Here is a 16,212-nt window from a genome sequence, read left to right as displayed (position 1 = left end):
AATTGTATATTAATTAGTTAATAAATTTTGAGCAAATGAATATTGAAAAAAAACGGAGTGTTATGGAGATTAATCCCATTAGGAATAGCAATATTATGAGATTTAGTACAAATATTCAAACATATTTTGATTTATTTTATATATTATATTAAAATTTTTCTTAATATTTGTTAATTGAACTAAGATATACTCATATGCGTTTCGAAAAATCAATCAAATAAATAGATGAAACCAGTCTACAATGCCATGCAATTAAAGGCCTGGGATCAATTTACTATTGAAAATGAACCCATTAAGCCAATTGACTTAATGGAACGGGCAGCAGATTGTTTTGTAAATTGGATGGTTTCTACCTTTGATAATTCGGATCCTGTATTTGTTGTCTGCGGCAATGGCAATAATGGCGGTGATGGTTTGGCCATTGCCAGAAAATTGCTTTCATTCAATTTTACAGTATCTGTTCTTTGTATAGGAATTGCTCCACACAACTCGCCAGAATATGAGATTAATTTAATTCGATTGGAAAGTAAGTTATTTACCAGTTTTAAATACTTAGATACCCTTGAAGAACTTATAACTCAGGCTAAAAATCCAATTCTTATCGATGCATTGTTAGGTTATGGAATGAGTCGGGGCCTTTCTGCTGATCTGGCATCTGCTATTAAACGAATGAATGCATTGAAAGCAACCAGAATTGCCATTGACCTGCCTTCAGGTTTATATTCAGACAAGATGAATGATTCAATCTGTATTCATGCTGATTTTACATTTACGTTTCAAAGTCCAAAACTCAGTCATTTAATTGCAGATACTGGAATTTATTGCGGAAAGCTAATTATAGGAGATATTAAATTAAACCAAAGTTTTATAGATACTAACCAAACGGATTTCTACTTCATAGCGTTGGATGATATTAAGAATATATTCAAAAGTAGAAATCAATTTGCCTATAAAAATCAATTTGGACATTGTTTATTGGTTGGAGGATCTTTTGAAATGCCTGGTGCTATCCTGCTAAGTGCAGATGCAGCATTGCGCAGTGGTGCCGGTTTAATTTCAGTAAGTACGGTAGCATCCAATCGCGACTTGTTGCTTTTGAAATTGCCGGAAGTTCAATTTGTCAGTTCATCTAACATGGAGTTTTCTAAATACAAATCTTTATTAATTGGACCCGGCATGGGTCGCACTGTAGAAAGCCAGAATCTGTTATATGAAATACTAAATTTAAAAATCACAAATCTGGTTCTAGATGCAGATGCGCTCAATATGATAGCTGAAAACCATTGGCAGCATTTATTGACCCCAAATACGATAATAACACCTCATGTTGGTGAATTTGATCGTTTGTTTGGAAAGTCAGCAAGTGGATTTGAACGTATTGAAAAAGCCAAAGCGATGGCTTCAAAATATTCTATTTATATAGTTCTAAAAGGAAAATATACTGCAATTTGTACACCACAGCACAAAGTTTATTTTAATAGCAGTGGAAATGCAGGATTGGCAAAAGCCGGGAGTGGTGATGTATTGGCTGGTATTTTAGTTTCCTTGTTGGCACAATCCTATCCTTTTGAAGAGGCCTGTATATTAGGCGTTTATTTACATGGATTGAGTGCAGATATTTGTGCAAAAACCTTGGCCGAAGAGTCGATGACTCCTTCAGATGTCATTTTACATTTATCTCAGGCATTTAAAACGCTCACGTCTTGAAATCCAATTTAGTTGTTTTAACTGGAGCAGGCATCAGTGCGGAAAGTGGGATTAAAACATTTCGTGATGCTGGCGGACTATGGGAGGGACATGATGTAATGGAAGTTGCTAGTCTTGAAGGATGGTACAAAAATTATCCATTGGTACTCGATTTTTATAATCAACGCAGGAAGCAATTGTTGAATTCAGAACCCAATATGGGTCATTTCATTTTAAAAGAATTGGAACGTTATTTTGATGTAAGCATTATTACTCAAAATGTAGATGATTTACATGAAAGAGCAGGAAGTAACCATGTTTTACATCTTCATGGAGAACTTTTAAAATCGAGAAGTTCAATTGATTCTTCTTTAATTTATACATGCACTCAAGATATTTTACCTGGAGACGTATGCGAAAAAGGCTCCCAATTACGACCACACATCGTTTGGTTTGGAGAGGAGGTTCCACTGATCCCATTGGCTGCAAACAAAGTATCAAATGCAGATCTTGTAATCATCGTTGGGACATCTTTACAAGTTTATCCTGCTGCCGGATTAGTAGCTTATGTAAAGTCCTTAACGAAAATCTATTATGTTGATCCAAAGCCTAGTTTGAATTATGAAATTTCAAATCATAAATCGCTGGAGATTATTCAAGAAATTGCAAGCCGAGGTTTGGAAATCATACTACAGCGCATTACTTAAAGCAATTAAAATCTACGTTCCTCCCATCGTCCCATTCGCTCGCGTTCGCGGTCTGGAGCGAATTGTGTAGAAGGCTTTTTACCAGAATTGTAGTTTTTAATATTATAAGTAAATGAAAGCAATAAAAACCGTTTGACACTATTGCTTCTTGAATCTTCTATATATGAATCAGATACGATTTGTTGAATATTTTCATTTTGATTAAGTAAATCGTTAATTCCCAGAGAAATTTCGCCTCGCTTGTTTTTAAAAACTTTCATGCCAAATGCAAGGTTTATTAAATTTATTGTTTCATTTTGAGTGTTGGTAATAGTTTGATTTGATTTTGAATTAAAATCTCCTCTAAAAACAAAATCTCCATAAAACTGCCAAGCAAGTCTAAGTTTACTATCAAAATAGAAATAACGATCCATTGAGTTTTGTGAAGCGTAGGTATTGAACGTAGGCCTAAATTGAAAACCAAAATCTAATTTTGGACCTACATTACTTGAGAGTCCAATGCCGCCAGAAACTATATTTTGCTTAGAGTTATATTTTAATGAGTCAATCCAGCCCGGTGTAAGTGTATATTGATAAGATCCATCTATTGCAAAATTGCATTTAATATAAGGAATTGGCAAGCTGTACGTAAAAAAACATCTCCCTTGGTACGAATTGCCATTGTTTTCCGGAATACTTAATTGGCTACCAATTGGAACGTTGATTATATTAAATATCGGATGCGTTCTGCTTCTGATAAATAAATGATTTGTAATGTAATCTTGTGTAATTGACCCAGACAAAGCAACAAACAAAACACTGGCGTCTTTATTGGAGCTGGTATATCGCAAACTGACATTGTGACTTGTCGTTTGATTTAAATTTGGATTTCCAGTACTTAAATGAACTGGATTTGTATTGTTTATTACATTTTGTAATTGACTCACGCTTGGCAATTGGGTATTGCTTCGGTAGTTAAATTGTAATGTTTTGTTCCGATTTATAGTGTACCGAAAGAATGCAGATGGAAGTACATTGTTAAAGTAACTCGTATTGATTTTAGCAAGGGGCACTAATTGCTCATTTCTAATTCTACTTAATTGATAATTTACTCTTATATTGATATTAAGTTTTTGCTCTTTGTTAAATTGATATCCAATTCCAGGAGTGTGAGAATCTGTTTTTGATATAAAGTGATTCGATAATTTTGAATTAAATTGTTTTGAAAGTCCGTCTTGAAACGGAATATCAAAAGTTTTAAGATCACTTTCTTCCTGCTGTATTGCTTGTCGGTAATTTAGTGAAATGGACTGCCTTGAGTTAATAGGCTCCGTGTATTCCAAACTAGAATTTAGTCCCCATTTGTCTGTTTCGTTCTCAGATTGTTGGTTAATGGTATCTATAAAATTTCTGTTTTTATTAAGGTATTCAGTAAAGTTTTGCAATTTGCTATTTTCATTTTTTGGTGCCAAGGATTGTCCAAATTCAATGGAAATGCTTCTGCCTGTTTTTATAAATTTATGCCTAAATAAGATCGAGTTGCTAAAATTTAATCCCGAGTTGTCAATATGTTGAATCGCTGCACTTGAATTCGTCAGTGTATCTCTAATAAATGTTTGTGAATTTAACTCGGAAACACTTTTGTTTGACTGAAATGTCAATCGAGGTCTAAAAACAAAGGAATTGAAACTGTCTAGCTTGTATTCTATACGAGCATTTAATCGATGATTTTGATTGGTTGGTTTGGATGTGCCTGTTTCAAAATATTGTTGATTAAGTTTGCCATCTTCCAGGTAATCCCGGCTCAATTCATTTTGAATGTGATTGGTATTATTATTATAAAAGTATGATCCGTTTAATTCTAATTTTGTGTTTATATTATCAGTAAAATTAATGCCTATGGCATGAGATTTTGCAATGCCACCAGATTGTGGAACCAAAAAATCACCTGGACCTCCAGAGTTAGATCCTCTAGAATCTCTTCCTCCCGGAGGTCTTTGAAAATTGCCGGAACCCCCTCCTCTGTTTCTTGAATTCCCGGTGCTGCCAACTACACTTAGAATGTCGTCGATTGAAAAATTTTGAACGTTAATATTATTAGACATTCCGATTAAACTTATTCTCCTGGAACCATCAAAAAGATTGTAGTTTGCTCCCATTTGATATTTGTCTGGAATGCCATAACCTGCATACGCTTTGCCAAATTGCCCGTTGTTTAGACCAGTTTTCGTAACTATATTTATAGTTTTAACCGTATTGCCATCATTAATTCCAGTAAATTGACTTTGTTCACTTAATTGATCAAATATTTGAATCTTATCAATCAAATCTGCAGGTAAATTTTTCAGGGATAAATTGGGATCGCTTCCAAAAAAAGGTTTCCCATCTACGAGTATTTGTTTTACATCGTCTCCTTGTGCCTTAATGACGCCATTTTCTTTTGTAATAGTTGGTACTTTGTCAACCAATTGATCTGCTGAAGCGTCGTCCATGGTTTTAAATGAATTTGCATCAAATTGCAGGGTATCGTTTTTAACTTTTGCGATTGATCTTTTATCTTTTACTGTTACTTCTGACAGTTGCTCTCTTTTAGTAATTAAATAAAACGGTCTAATGTGATTTGTTGTACTGTCTATAGAAAATAACTCATTTAAAGGTTCGTATCCTAATTGTCGGGCCCTAAGGGTATAGGAACCGGCCACTAAGTTTATTACTTTAAAATATCCAAGAGAATCAGTTTCCACTTTGTGGCGAATTCTTCCATTCTCTGAGCTAATTTGAATTGGAATACTGCTAACATGCTTTCCATTTTCATCTAAAAGTTGTCCATTGAATTCGAATGATTGCCCAAAAATCCACTGATTTAAACAAATTAATAAAATGCTATAGGAAATTTTTTTCATAGGGTCACTTGGTACACATTAAATACAATTTACTTAAAACTTTGTTTAAAATTCAATAAATGGAAATTCTAAGTAATAACGATTTGGGTTATTATACAATGTCTTACTTGTAGAAATAAATTGAATATAAAGTTCTAAAATATCGTTTCTAATTTCAACTTGATCTATATTTATTTTAGCCAACTCCAGTTGAATTTCTGCAATGAACACAGGATCACTTAATTCAGAAGATGCCAGTGTATCCGGATTAAATTTTTGTAAAACAAACCGTTGGTTTTCAACTAAATTGTCATAGGTAGCAATCAACTGCTTTAATTGATTTTTCAATTCAACCAGTTTCAACTCAGTATCATCATTTTCTTGCAATTGCTCTAAACTTAAGCTTAAGCGTTTAATTTCATATTCATCTTTTATTTTTTGATTACTTCCCATCATTGGAATACGGAAACCAGCTCCTATGGTAAGTTTTTGATTTACGGGATCACTCGGATCTTCGTGATAATGAATTTGCAAATAATCTAACTTTTTAGTTGCGTCACGAATTTCTTGTTTATATTCTAACTGTTGCTTATTTAATTCATTAAAATAAAGAGAATTGTTTGAATCTAAGACATATAATTGGTCTGTTACTTTTAAAATATCTTCGTTTGAAATAAGCTTATTAAGCAGAAAATCCAGTTTATGATTTAATAGGCTGTCAATCTGAAGAATACTTTGTTTGGTATTTAAGTTATTAAATTCATTTTTAGCATTTAATAGTTTAAGATTTAAATCTAAATGTTTTTCAAAGTTGATATTTAAACCCATTCCGGATCTATAATTTAATATTTCCAATTGTTTTTCAATGCATTTTATATATTGACTCTGAGCATTTTTTAGCATTAACACCCCAAGCAATTTGGTTACAGCTTTATATTTTTTGTATAGTTGATCTGTATTAAGAATTTTCTTTTTGATTTCCCATTCTTCTTGTTCAAGCTTGTTTATTTTATTTTGGTATTTATTATAACTGATGCTATTTGTTTGAGCTCTTAAACTGTATTCTTGCCGGTTTAATTTAAATTCATCCGTTTCAGTGCGAAGGCTTAATCTGGAAATAAATGGCTTGTGTAATCTTGAGGTGTAATAAAAGTTAATGATACTATCAATTACTTGTTCCGTCTTGGTATTTTTGGATTTTAAATAATCAACAATTGGATTTTGTGAATTTACTTTTAAATTAAATAGAATCAATAAAATTATAAAGTAATGTTTACAGAACGTAGCAGTCATATTAACTATTTTAATAGTTGTATTTTGACTTTTTCACCTTGCATAAAAATATTATCAGCTGGTATTTTAATTTGTATTTCTCTGCCCCAGGCTCGTAATTCCGGAATCTTTTTTAAGCGCTCCGGCAATGGACTTACCCTTGTTCCTAAATTTGAAACTTTGCCTGGCAACTTATATTCTGGATTGCTAAGCGAACTGATTATAAGTGAATCACCTTCTGCAAGGGTTGTCAATTGCTTGTCGCCAATATAACTGGTAACGATATAAGGATGTGTGCCGTAGATTTTTAAAATACTGGTGTAAGACTGAATTTTGTCTCCAACATTAAACTCCAATTGTCCGATAATTCCAGATTCTGGAGCAAGCAATACCGCATTCAATTTCATTCTATCTAATATAAATATCTCATTTTGTATTTTAGATATTCTTACTAAATTGGCGGATTCGCTTACCTTCATTTCATTAATTAAATTTTTTATCCGGAGGTTTGTCTCAGCGTTTTCGGTTTTTTCTTTTTGATTTAATGCTTCTTTTAATAATTGATACTTCTTGTGAAATTCTTGCAGGCCTATTTCAGAACTTACACTTTGTAATAGCTTTAATTGAAGTTCTTTTTCATGTTCCAATTCTAATCGTTTTGTCTGATACGTTTCATAGGTTGCATGCAATTTATTTTGCAATAAACTTAAATCGTTACGATTGATTTCAAGATTTACCTGATTTCTCTTTTCTAATTCTAGTTTTTCATACTCGAGATTCTGCTTTTGGCGTTCCTGGTCCAATCGACTGTATATCATAAGCGTATCCCCAAGTCTTACGGATTCTCCTAAGGTTTTGTAGATTTTAATTACTTCAATCGGATAATCCAAATTTATATTTCGAATTTGATTTTCGGCAATGCCAAAAAATTCATTGTTCGTTTGCAGTTTATTTTTTATTAACGGCAAAAGCAACAGGATGCCTGCTAAGGCAATTAAATATATGTAGTTGAATCGTTGCAAATAGCTCTTTTGTTAGTCTCTTTTAATGAATTTTTGAATTGTAGCGCCTGACTTTAAAAAATATACACCGCCAGGAACTTCTTTCAGATCTATTTTTAAAGAATGATCCAATTTAAGCTCTTGAATTAAAACACCAAAACTTGTATATAATTTTAGTGGATGAATTCCAGATGTTGTTGTCTCGACGATTAAAAACTGTGAAGCTGGATTTGGATATAATTTTAATGCAGTTAGGGACAATTTATTGGTTTCGGACACCAGGTCGTTGCTTTTATTAAATGTAGCTTCTTGAATTACAAAATTACCGGTAGCATTGGGACTTCGGGCATAACTTAGGTCTTGAATTTGTTCATAATAGACTATTTTATCAACTTGTGTTGCATTTGAATCAAGGAGATAAAGCGCTTCACCAGATGCAGAAAGTTTAAAATTAGCATGCATACCGGTTTGTTTGCCGTCTTCATCAGCCCAAATGATTAAATAGGATTGCGGGAGAATTTTGGTACCGGCTGGAAATCGATACTTATCAAGATTTGTTGAATTGTCTGTTAATATCCAATTACTAATATCGACTGTATCATTTGATTTATTAAATAATTCAATCCAATCGTCATATTCGCCATCTTGATCGGTAACTGTTTTCGTATTAGAAGCCATGATTTCATTCAGTACGATTTGGTTTGAACTGGATTGGATAAGATTTACCTGATAAATATAAACATCATGTTCAGCACCTTCTGGCATATAAGTACTTGTTCCTTGTACATTGTTTGCAATGGCTTCTATATAATAACGGACAAAGACTCCATTGGAAAAAGGAGGTATTGTGCCACCATAAGTTCCATCCCCTGCGGTACCATCATTATGTAATCCATCATCAAACATTTGACTGACATTAAAATAACCATCAAAACCGGGTGCATAGTACAGATTGACTCGTTTTACGCCATTTATTTTATTACTTATTTTGGCATTGATTTGAACTGTTTGTGTTTCGTCTGGATTTTGATTGGGAATACCATTTGACGAAGCGTTAACCTCTTCGATGGTGCACCCTATTTGTTTAAATTCTGAGTTAGCTTGTATCGTATTTCTCCTATTGCGCATCCAGTTGATTAAGTTGTTTTTCTCTGACTGAAATGCTTGATAGGTCATGAGTTTTTTTGGATCTGCTGCGACCAAACTATCTATAAGACTATATTGTTTGTTTAATTGTGTGACAAAATTTGTTGAATCCAAACATTCTTTAAACATGGTTTTAAAATGAGCCAGGTATCGTTGTCTTAAAGAAGGTACTGCAAACAATCTGTTGCACAATGGAAATTTGGTATCTGCTTCCTTAAGAAAGATGGACCAGTTTGCTGTTTGACCAGACATCACAGAGTTTGCATCGTATTCTAAAGGAATCAATCGTTCGACATCTTTTTGATATATTGCAAAATAATCCATGCCTCCTTTGTTTACATAGCTATCATCATCACCAAACATAATTTCCTTTGCAACAAACCAGAGGGCCCTGTCTATATCTAATACTTTTTTTAAGCTATCTTCCAATTGAGCCAAGGGTACTGTATTCAATACTTTAGTTACTCGTGCTAAATCTGACCAAGGATTTTCTACGGTAGTATGTTTCAAGGTGTAGTTTGGTTTATAAGCAGTGGTATCATCACCCAAATAATTGAGTGTGGAAGTTCCAGCACCAAAGCCTCCTCCTCCAGGGCCTCCGCCATTTGTGCGTTCACATCTCCAACGCGAACCATCATTACTTAAGAACCATTCTTTAACATAGTTACCATCCAACGCTTGTACATTTGGATAAATACCCCAATCCTGATTATTGATATACAGATGGATGTAATTTGCTTTGAGTGAACTTGAAAACGGGCGTGTAATGTTTTCATAAAAGACTTCACGCATAAAACTATTATCTTCAAATGAATTATTGAAATTTAAAGTTTCATATCCTTTTAAATCTTGAGTAGGATCAAGAAAATCCATAGTGATATTAAATGATTTTTTTTGACCAGTCACTCGTTGATACGAAGTTTGACCTTTAAATCGAACGCCTACATTAGCAAACGTATCCCCTTCCATAATGAGGGTTGCAGAAATATCCGTTTTCGACTGGTAATTGGCAGTCATTAAAGCCCAGTAATCTGGTTGATCAAATTTTAAATCGATGCGTCTTATTTTGCTTGGATTGTACAATCCTTCAACGGCTTGATTTCCTGAAATGAGTCTTTTTGAATCCGGACTAAAAGCCATTTCAGATGGCATTTTTTGTGATTTGATTTCTAAACAAATCACACTTAAAATCAAAATGTTATGAATCTTCATTTACAAGTAATTATATTATTTCTTCGTCTGAGCGCAAACTGAGTCTGACGGTTTTAACATGTTCAATAGCAGATAAATCTTCAACGATGGTAAGTTCATCGGATGTTGGAAGCTGTCCAATTTCCCAATTGCATTCCTTTTCAATTTTTCCCAAATTGGATATTGTATCCATTCGCAATAAGTTTGCAGCTATATTTTTAGATTCTAGATAATCAAAGACCTTATTAACACTAGTACGATCAACCGATTCAAAGGTGACCCGTAAATTGTATGATTTTTTGATATATTGTTTTAACGGAGAAATGCTTAATAAAAAGGCAAGGGTACAAAATAGCAGGGTGCCATAAAATGCAACGTTGAACGCAAAGACTCCGCACGAGATACCCAGTGCCAGCGAAGCAAAAATAAAAATCATATTTCTTGGTTGTGAAATATTGGTTCTAAACCGAATCATGGCCAGCACACCAAGCATTCCGAGCCCTCGGCCTATACTATCGCCGATCGCTTGTGCGACGATGGTAGCAATGATTGCTCCGAGGATCATGGATTGAATAAAATGACCGGGTGAGCGATTGTTGGCGCTCGTTTTTTCGTAAGTAAATGAAACAAACGTAGCCAATATGAAACTCATTAGCAATGCATATACAACAGATAAAATGGACGGATTATCTGTATTGATATCAGAAAGTGAAAAATCAAACATTTTGTAAAACTAATGAATCCCTGGTATCCCTCAGTTTAGACTGGTAAACTATTTTAAAGTTTAATGGGATTCCTTTATTTGCAAGTTATTAGCCCTGGCATGTAATACAGCCTTCCTCCATGCTACAGCTCTGGCCTTCTATAAGTTGTTGCTCTGTTTCGGTGGCTGCAAACATTTCCTGGAGTTTTTCGGACTTAAGACTTGAAAGATTGTTGACCATTTCAGGCTTAATTTCAATAATTTCAACTTGCTCAGTCACTTCTACAAATTTCTTTTGGTGTTTCTCACTCAAAGTAAATTTAATCGGATCGACTGCTGATTTGGTTCGCAAGTAATACATGCCTGTTTTTAATCCTTTTTTCCAACCATAGAAATGCATTGAACCCAATTTATTAACCGATGCATTTTCAAGGAATAAATTAAGACTTTGGCTTTGGCAAATAAAAGCTCCACGATCTGCTGCCATATCGATGATCGATTTTTGGCTCAGCTCCCAAACCGTTTTATACAGCTCTTTCAATTTAGTTGGAATGGAAGGTATGTTTTGAATTGAACCATTATTAAACATGATCATCTCTTTCATTTCTTGATTCCAAAGTCCGAGTTTAACCAGATCTTCCAAAAGATGTTTATTGATCACGATATATTCACCAGATAAGGTTCTTCGAGTGTAAAAGTTTGAAGTGTATGGTTCAAAGCATTCGTTATTACCAAGGATTTGTGAGGTACTAGCAGTTGGCATCGGAGCAAGTAATAAACTATTTCGAATTCCATGTTTCATTACCTCATTGCGCAATGCATTCCAATCCCAACGATTTGTATCTGGTTCTACACCCCACATATCAAATTGAAATATACCCTGGCTCATAGGCGAACCTGGAAATGTTTCATAGGCCCCATGTTTTTTAGCCAATTCACAACTTTCACTTACTGCCGCATAATAAATGGTTTCAAAAATTTCCCGATTTAATTGTCGTGCGGCTTCACTGTCAAATGGCATTCGCATTAGAATAAACGCATCGGCTAGACCTTGCACGCCTATACCAATTGGACGGTGGCGAAAATTTGAATTACGAGCTTCAGGAATCGGATAATAATTGATATCGATGATTCGATTTAAATTTCGAGTGATTACCCGGGTTACTTCTACGAGTTTATTAAAATCAAAGGTGTTGTTTTCAATGAATTTTGGTAAGGATATAGAAGCGAGATTACAAACGGCTACTTCGTCAGGAGCAGTGTATTCAATAATTTCTGTACAAAGATTTGACGAACGAATTGTACCTAAATTTTTCTGATTCGATTTTTTATTACAAGCGTCTTTATATAAAATATAAGGGGTTCCGGTTTCTATCTGACTTTGGCATATTTGATACCAGAGGTCTTGTGCGCGTACAATTTTTCGTGCGCGTCCTTCGGACTCATATTGATGATACAGTGCTTCAAATTCTTCGCCATAGGTATCATAAAGTTTTGGCGCTTCGTTTGGACAAAATAGAGACCATTCTTTGTCTGCAACAACCCGTTCCATAAATAAATCAGGAATCCACAATGCATAGAATAAATCGCGTGCACGCATTTCTTCTTTTCCATGATTCTTTTTGAGTTCGAGAAAGTCCATAATATCGGCATGCCATGGCTCGATGTAAATTGCGAATGCTCCTTTGCGTTTACCGCCTCCCTGATCTACGTAACGAGCCGTATCATTAAAGACCCGAAGCATCGGAATAATTCCATTTGAACTTCCACCAGTGCCCTTTATATAGCTGCCTTTTGCACGGATGTTATGAATGCTTAGACCAATTCCTCCGGCGGATTGAGAGATTTTTGCACAACGGCTTAATGTTTCAAAAATACCAGAGATGGAATCATCTACCATACTTAAAAGAAAGCAGGATGACAATTGAGGTTTTGGAGTGCCTGCATTAAATAGTGTGGGTGTAGCGTGGACAAACCATTTCTCTGACATCAGATTATAGGTTTCAATGGCGGTATCGATTTCTAAACCATGAATACCGATTGCAGCACGCATTAACAGATGTTGTGGCCGTTCTACTACTTTCTTATTCGCTTTTAATAAGTAAGAACGTTCCAGTGTTTTAAAACCAAAATAGTCAAAACTATAGTCGCGATCATAAATAATAGCTGAATCCAATTTATCCGCATTGCTACGGATCACTTGAATGGTTTCATCACTGATTAATCCAGCTTTTTGATTTGTCATAGGATCGATGTAATTGTAAAGCAATTCCATCGTTTCAGAAAATGACTTATTGGTATTTTTATGAAGATTTGATACGGCAATTCGGGCTGCAAGTATCGCATAATCCGGATGTATTGTAGCCAGGCTCGCAGAAGTTTCTGCTGCCAGATTGTCTAAGTCTGAGGTTGTGACTCCATCAAAAATTCCTTGTATTACTTTTTTTGAAATTTCTATTGGATCTACAAAATTGCTATCTAGCCCATAGCAAAGTTTTTTTACACGAGCGGTTATTTTATCAAAACTGACTTCTTCGCGTTTGCCGTTACGTTTGAGTACTTGCATCTTATTAAAATTAAAACAGTAAAAGGGTTAAAAAAAAAAAATACTTAAAAGTCTTCGTCTATCGAAAATACCTTAGGAGCGTGGCCACCAGTGGCTACCCCTGATTTTTTGGTATTCTGACACCCTTTTTTCAAAGAAATTGGTTTTACCTTGCACAGAGATCATCTCCATGAAGTCAAATGGATTTTGTGAATTGTAAACTTTAGTATTACCTAAAGCTACTAAGAGGCGGTCCGCAACAAACTCAATATATTGACACATCAAATTTGCATTCATACCAATCAGGGCGACGGGTATGGCCTCAGTAATGAAATGTTTTTCAATTTCAACTGCATCTTTGATGATTGCTTCGATTGTCTCTTTTGGAAGTTTGTTGACGATATGTTGATTATACAATAAACAGGCAAAGTCGCAATGCATTCCTTCATCGCGTGAAATCAATTCATTGGAAAAACTTAAACCAGGCATTAAGCCTCGTTTTTTTAACCAAAAAATACTACAAAATGAGCCACTGAAAAAGATTCCTTCTACCGCCGCAAATGCGATTAATTGTTCGGTAAAACTTCCGTTTTTAATCCAACGCAAAGCCCAATCTGCTTTTTGACGAACACAAGCTAAATTTTCAACGGCATGAAACAGGTAGTTTTTTTCCGTTTGGTCTTTGATATACGTATCGATTAATAAGGAATACGTATCTGAATGGATATTTTCCATCATGATCTGAAACCCATAAAAGAATTTTGCTTCGGGATATTGAACCATCCGAACCATATTCTCTGCAAGATTTTCATTTACAATTCCATCGCTGGCGGCAAAGAAAGCTAGTACATGTTTAATGAAATGTTTTTCATTGTCATTGAGCAAATGATTCCAATCTTCAAGGTCCTGGGAAAGGTCAATTTCTTCAGCAGTCCAAAAAGAAGCCTCTGAATTTTTGTAAAATTGCCAGATATCGGAATGTTTGATCGGAAAGATTACAAATCGATCGGGATTTTCGACGAGGATAGGTTCTGAACGGTGATTCATTGGTTCTTGTTGTTTGACTTGGCTAAACTGTAAGGTAATTGTGGTTCAAAAGTATTTAATTGTAATTATTATATAATAAAAATTTAGATATATTTTTTAATTGTATTTGTAATAATTTGTAAGACAATTATTTACTCGAATTCTTTTTTTAAAAAGTCTTAAAATTCATATTATTAAAAAAACATATATCTAGCTCAAAAATACAGTAACAATCAGTCGATGTCCTTTGAAATTTATCAACATATTGTGGAAAACTTTAATAAGATTGTGGAATAGTGAATTTTACAAAATGTTAATAATTGCTTCTTATGTTGAAAACGCATTAAAAATGTGGAAAATATGTAATTAATTAGAATGCAATTCGAAATAATAAATACTATTTTTTAATATGTTATGCATATTTGCAATTAATTCAAAATTAGATCGGACCTATTGAAATCCTACAAATACTACCTTTTTAATAAGCCTTTTGGGGTCATGTCTCAATTTTCTAAAGAACAACATGACCAAAAAAGCCTCAAGGACTACTTAAATGTACCAGTTGACGTCTACCCTGTTGGCCGATTGGATAAGGATAGTGAAGGCCTCTTGTTATTAACAAATGACCCATCGGTCAATTCAAAAATCTTGCATCCGAGCAATAAGCTTCCAAAAACCTATTGGGTTCAGATTGAAGGCAAACCAGATAAACTGAAACTTCAAAAATTACAATCAGGAGTAAAAATTAGAATAGATGGGAGTCTTTATTTAGTTAAAGCTCTTACTATCAGGATGTTAGAACCTGATCCAGTTGTTCCACCAAGAGATCCACCTATCCGATTCAGAAAAACAGTTCCGGATAGTTGGATTGAAATCAGTATTGATGAAGGTAAAAATCGTCAAGTAAGGCGCATGCTTGCAGCAATCGGATATCCTGTTTTGAGGCTGATCCGGATTTCAATAGCAAAAATACAACTGCTTGATTTAAAGCCAGGTACTTCTAAAGAGATCCTTAAAAGTGAACTGATCGCTAGCCTTAAATAGATTATTTTACGATGTACAAAAGTTCTTTAGCACATTTTACGACCCGGTCAGCATTTGGTAAATATTCAGTTACCATGGTGGGTGCATAACCCAGAGAGGTATCGGCAGAATTGATTCTTGCGACGGGAGCGTCAAGATAATCAAAAGCTCGTTTTTGAACCACATAGGCTAATTCGGCAGAAATTCCTGCAAACGGCCAGCTTTCATCTACCACAATTAATCGATTTGTTTTCTTGACCGATTGAATTACGGTATCATAATCCATTGGTCTGATGGTTCTCAAATCAATAATTTCAGCAGATATTCCTTCCTTTTCTAATTCTACGGCTGCTTGTTTGATCACCTCCATCATTTTATTAAAAGAAACAATGGTAATATCTGTTCCAGCTTTTCGGATTGCAGCCTTTCCTATTTCAATTAGGTATTCTTCTTCCGGAACCTCTCCTTGTAGTCCATAATAGGATTCCGATTCCATAAAACAAATGGGATTATCATCCCGAATGGCAGCTTTCATCAAACCTTTGGAATCATATGGATCGATAGTCGAAATCACCTTTAAACCAGGACAATTTCCCAACCAACTTTCAAAAGTTTGGCTGTGCTGTTGAGCTAATTGGCCTGCTGCACCACTCGGACCTCTAAAAACAATAGGGCAACCAAATTCTCCGGAAGATTGAGATAAGGTCTTGGCCGCATTATTTACAATCTGATCAAAGGCAAGCACAGCAAAATTCCAAGTCATAAATTCAATAATAGGTCGCAAACCATTCATGGCTGCACCCACTCCGATACCAGCAAATCCCAATTCAGCAATGGGGGTATCAATCACACGTTTGGGACCAAACTCATCCAACATTCCTTTGCTTACTTTATAAGCCCCATTATATTGAGCTACTTCCTCCCCCATTAAAAATACATTGGGATCTCTCCTCATTTCTTCGCTCATAGCCTCTCTTAAAGCATCTCGCAATGTGATCAACCTACTCATAAATTATAAAATGTTTGCAAAAATAGCAATAAATTAAGATTG

At 34.6% G+C, this 16,212-nt stretch carries 10 protein-coding genes and 1 pseudogene; 3 read left to right on the top strand and 8 right to left on the bottom strand.

The window, feature by feature from the left end:
• Positions 1–225 precede the first annotated feature (225 nt).
• Positions 226–1,707 (top strand): NAD(P)H-hydrate dehydratase, encoded by a 1,482-nt coding sequence (locus IPK91_02410; protein ID MBK8296143.1) that lies wholly within the window; start codon positions 226–228, stop codon positions 1,705–1,707.
• A complete protein-coding gene (locus IPK91_02405; protein ID MBK8296142.1) occupies positions 1,704–2,393 on the top strand; it encodes an NAD-dependent deacylase in 690 nt (229 codons plus the stop codon). Before IPK91_02410 ends, IPK91_02405 begins: the two co-directional genes overlap by 4 nt.
• 5 nt (positions 2,394–2,398) lie before the next feature.
• Here the strand turns inward: IPK91_02405 and IPK91_02400 are convergent, their stop codons facing one another.
• The 7 genes and pseudogenes from IPK91_02400 to IPK91_02370 form a co-directional block, all read right to left on the bottom strand.
• Positions 2,399–5,275 carry an outer membrane beta-barrel protein gene (locus IPK91_02400; GenBank protein MBK8296141.1) on the bottom strand — a complete coding sequence of 959 codons (2,877 nt, stop codon included), beginning with the start codon at positions 5,273–5,275 and terminating at the stop codon, positions 2,399–2,401.
• Between the two features lie 45 nt (positions 5,276–5,320).
• Positions 5,321–6,547 (bottom strand): hypothetical protein, encoded by a 1,227-nt coding sequence (locus IPK91_02395; GenBank protein MBK8296140.1) that lies wholly within the window; start codon positions 6,545–6,547, stop codon positions 5,321–5,323.
• A gap of 5 nt (positions 6,548–6,552) precedes the next feature.
• Positions 6,553–7,548 carry an HlyD family efflux transporter periplasmic adaptor subunit gene (locus IPK91_02390; GenBank protein MBK8296139.1) on the bottom strand — a complete coding sequence of 332 codons (996 nt, stop codon included), beginning with the start codon at positions 7,546–7,548 and terminating at the stop codon, positions 6,553–6,555.
• 12 nt (positions 7,549–7,560) lie between these two features.
• Positions 7,561–9,885 (bottom strand): CotH kinase family protein, encoded by a 2,325-nt coding sequence (locus IPK91_02385; protein MBK8296138.1) that lies wholly within the window; start codon positions 9,883–9,885, stop codon positions 7,561–7,563.
• A gap of 10 nt (positions 9,886–9,895) precedes the next feature.
• On the bottom strand, positions 9,896–10,588 hold the full coding sequence (locus tag IPK91_02380; protein ID MBK8296137.1) for a DUF4956 domain-containing protein: 693 nt from the start codon (positions 10,586–10,588) through the stop codon (positions 9,896–9,898).
• Positions 10,589–10,676: 88 nt separating this feature from the next.
• Entirely contained in the window at positions 10,677–13,133 is a 2,457-nt protein-coding gene (locus tag IPK91_02375) for a ribonucleoside-diphosphate reductase subunit alpha (protein ID MBK8296136.1), read from the bottom strand.
• Positions 13,134–13,177: 44 nt separating this feature from the next.
• Positions 13,178–14,159, bottom strand: a pseudogene (locus tag IPK91_02370) (ribonucleotide-diphosphate reductase subunit beta).
• Positions 14,160–14,636: 477 nt separating this feature from the next.
• On the opposite strand from IPK91_02370, the gene IPK91_02365 reads away from it, so the two are divergent.
• On the top strand, positions 14,637–15,182 hold the full coding sequence (locus IPK91_02365) for a pseudouridine synthase (GenBank protein ID MBK8296135.1): 546 nt from the start codon (positions 14,637–14,639) through the stop codon (positions 15,180–15,182).
• A 1-nt stretch (position 15,183) separates the two neighbouring features.
• Here IPK91_02365 and IPK91_02360 read toward each other — a convergent pair whose 3' ends face one another.
• Complete coding sequence (locus IPK91_02360) at positions 15,184–16,170, bottom strand: pyruvate dehydrogenase complex E1 component subunit beta (GenBank protein ID MBK8296134.1); 987 nt, start codon at positions 16,168–16,170, stop codon at positions 15,184–15,186.
• Positions 16,171–16,212: the final 42 nt, after the last annotated feature.

It is taken from the genome of Saprospiraceae bacterium (assembly GCA_016712145.1).
In the GTDB taxonomy this organism is placed as follows: Bacteria; Bacteroidota; Bacteroidia; order Chitinophagales; family Saprospiraceae; genus Vicinibacter.
Note: the sequence above shows the minus strand (reverse complement) of the source record. Positions and strands in the feature narration are given on the sequence as shown.

Bases quoted from the DNA above. Each gene is read 5' to 3' on its own strand.
- IPK91_02410 (MBK8296143.1), top strand. From the start codon at position 226: ATGAAACCAGTCTACAATGCCATGCAATTAAAGGCCTGGGATCAATTT.
- IPK91_02400 (MBK8296141.1), bottom strand. From the start codon at position 5,275: ATGAAAAAAATTTCCTATAGCATTTTATTAATTTGTTTAAATCAGTGG.
- IPK91_02395 (MBK8296140.1), bottom strand. From the start codon at position 6,547: ATGACTGCTACGTTCTGTAAACATTACTTTATAATTTTATTGATTCTA.
- IPK91_02385 (MBK8296138.1), bottom strand. From the start codon at position 9,885: ATGAAGATTCATAACATTTTGATTTTAAGTGTGATTTGTTTAGAAATC.
- IPK91_02380 (MBK8296137.1), bottom strand. From the start codon at position 10,588: ATGTTTGATTTTTCACTTTCTGATATCAATACAGATAATCCGTCCATT.
- IPK91_02375 (MBK8296136.1), bottom strand. From the start codon at position 13,133: ATGCAAGTACTCAAACGTAACGGCAAACGCGAAGAAGTCAGTTTTGAT.
- IPK91_02365 (MBK8296135.1), top strand. From the start codon at position 14,637: ATGTCTCAATTTTCTAAAGAACAACATGACCAAAAAAGCCTCAAGGAC.
- IPK91_02360 (MBK8296134.1), bottom strand. From the start codon at position 16,170: ATGAGTAGGTTGATCACATTGCGAGATGCTTTAAGAGAGGCTATGAGC.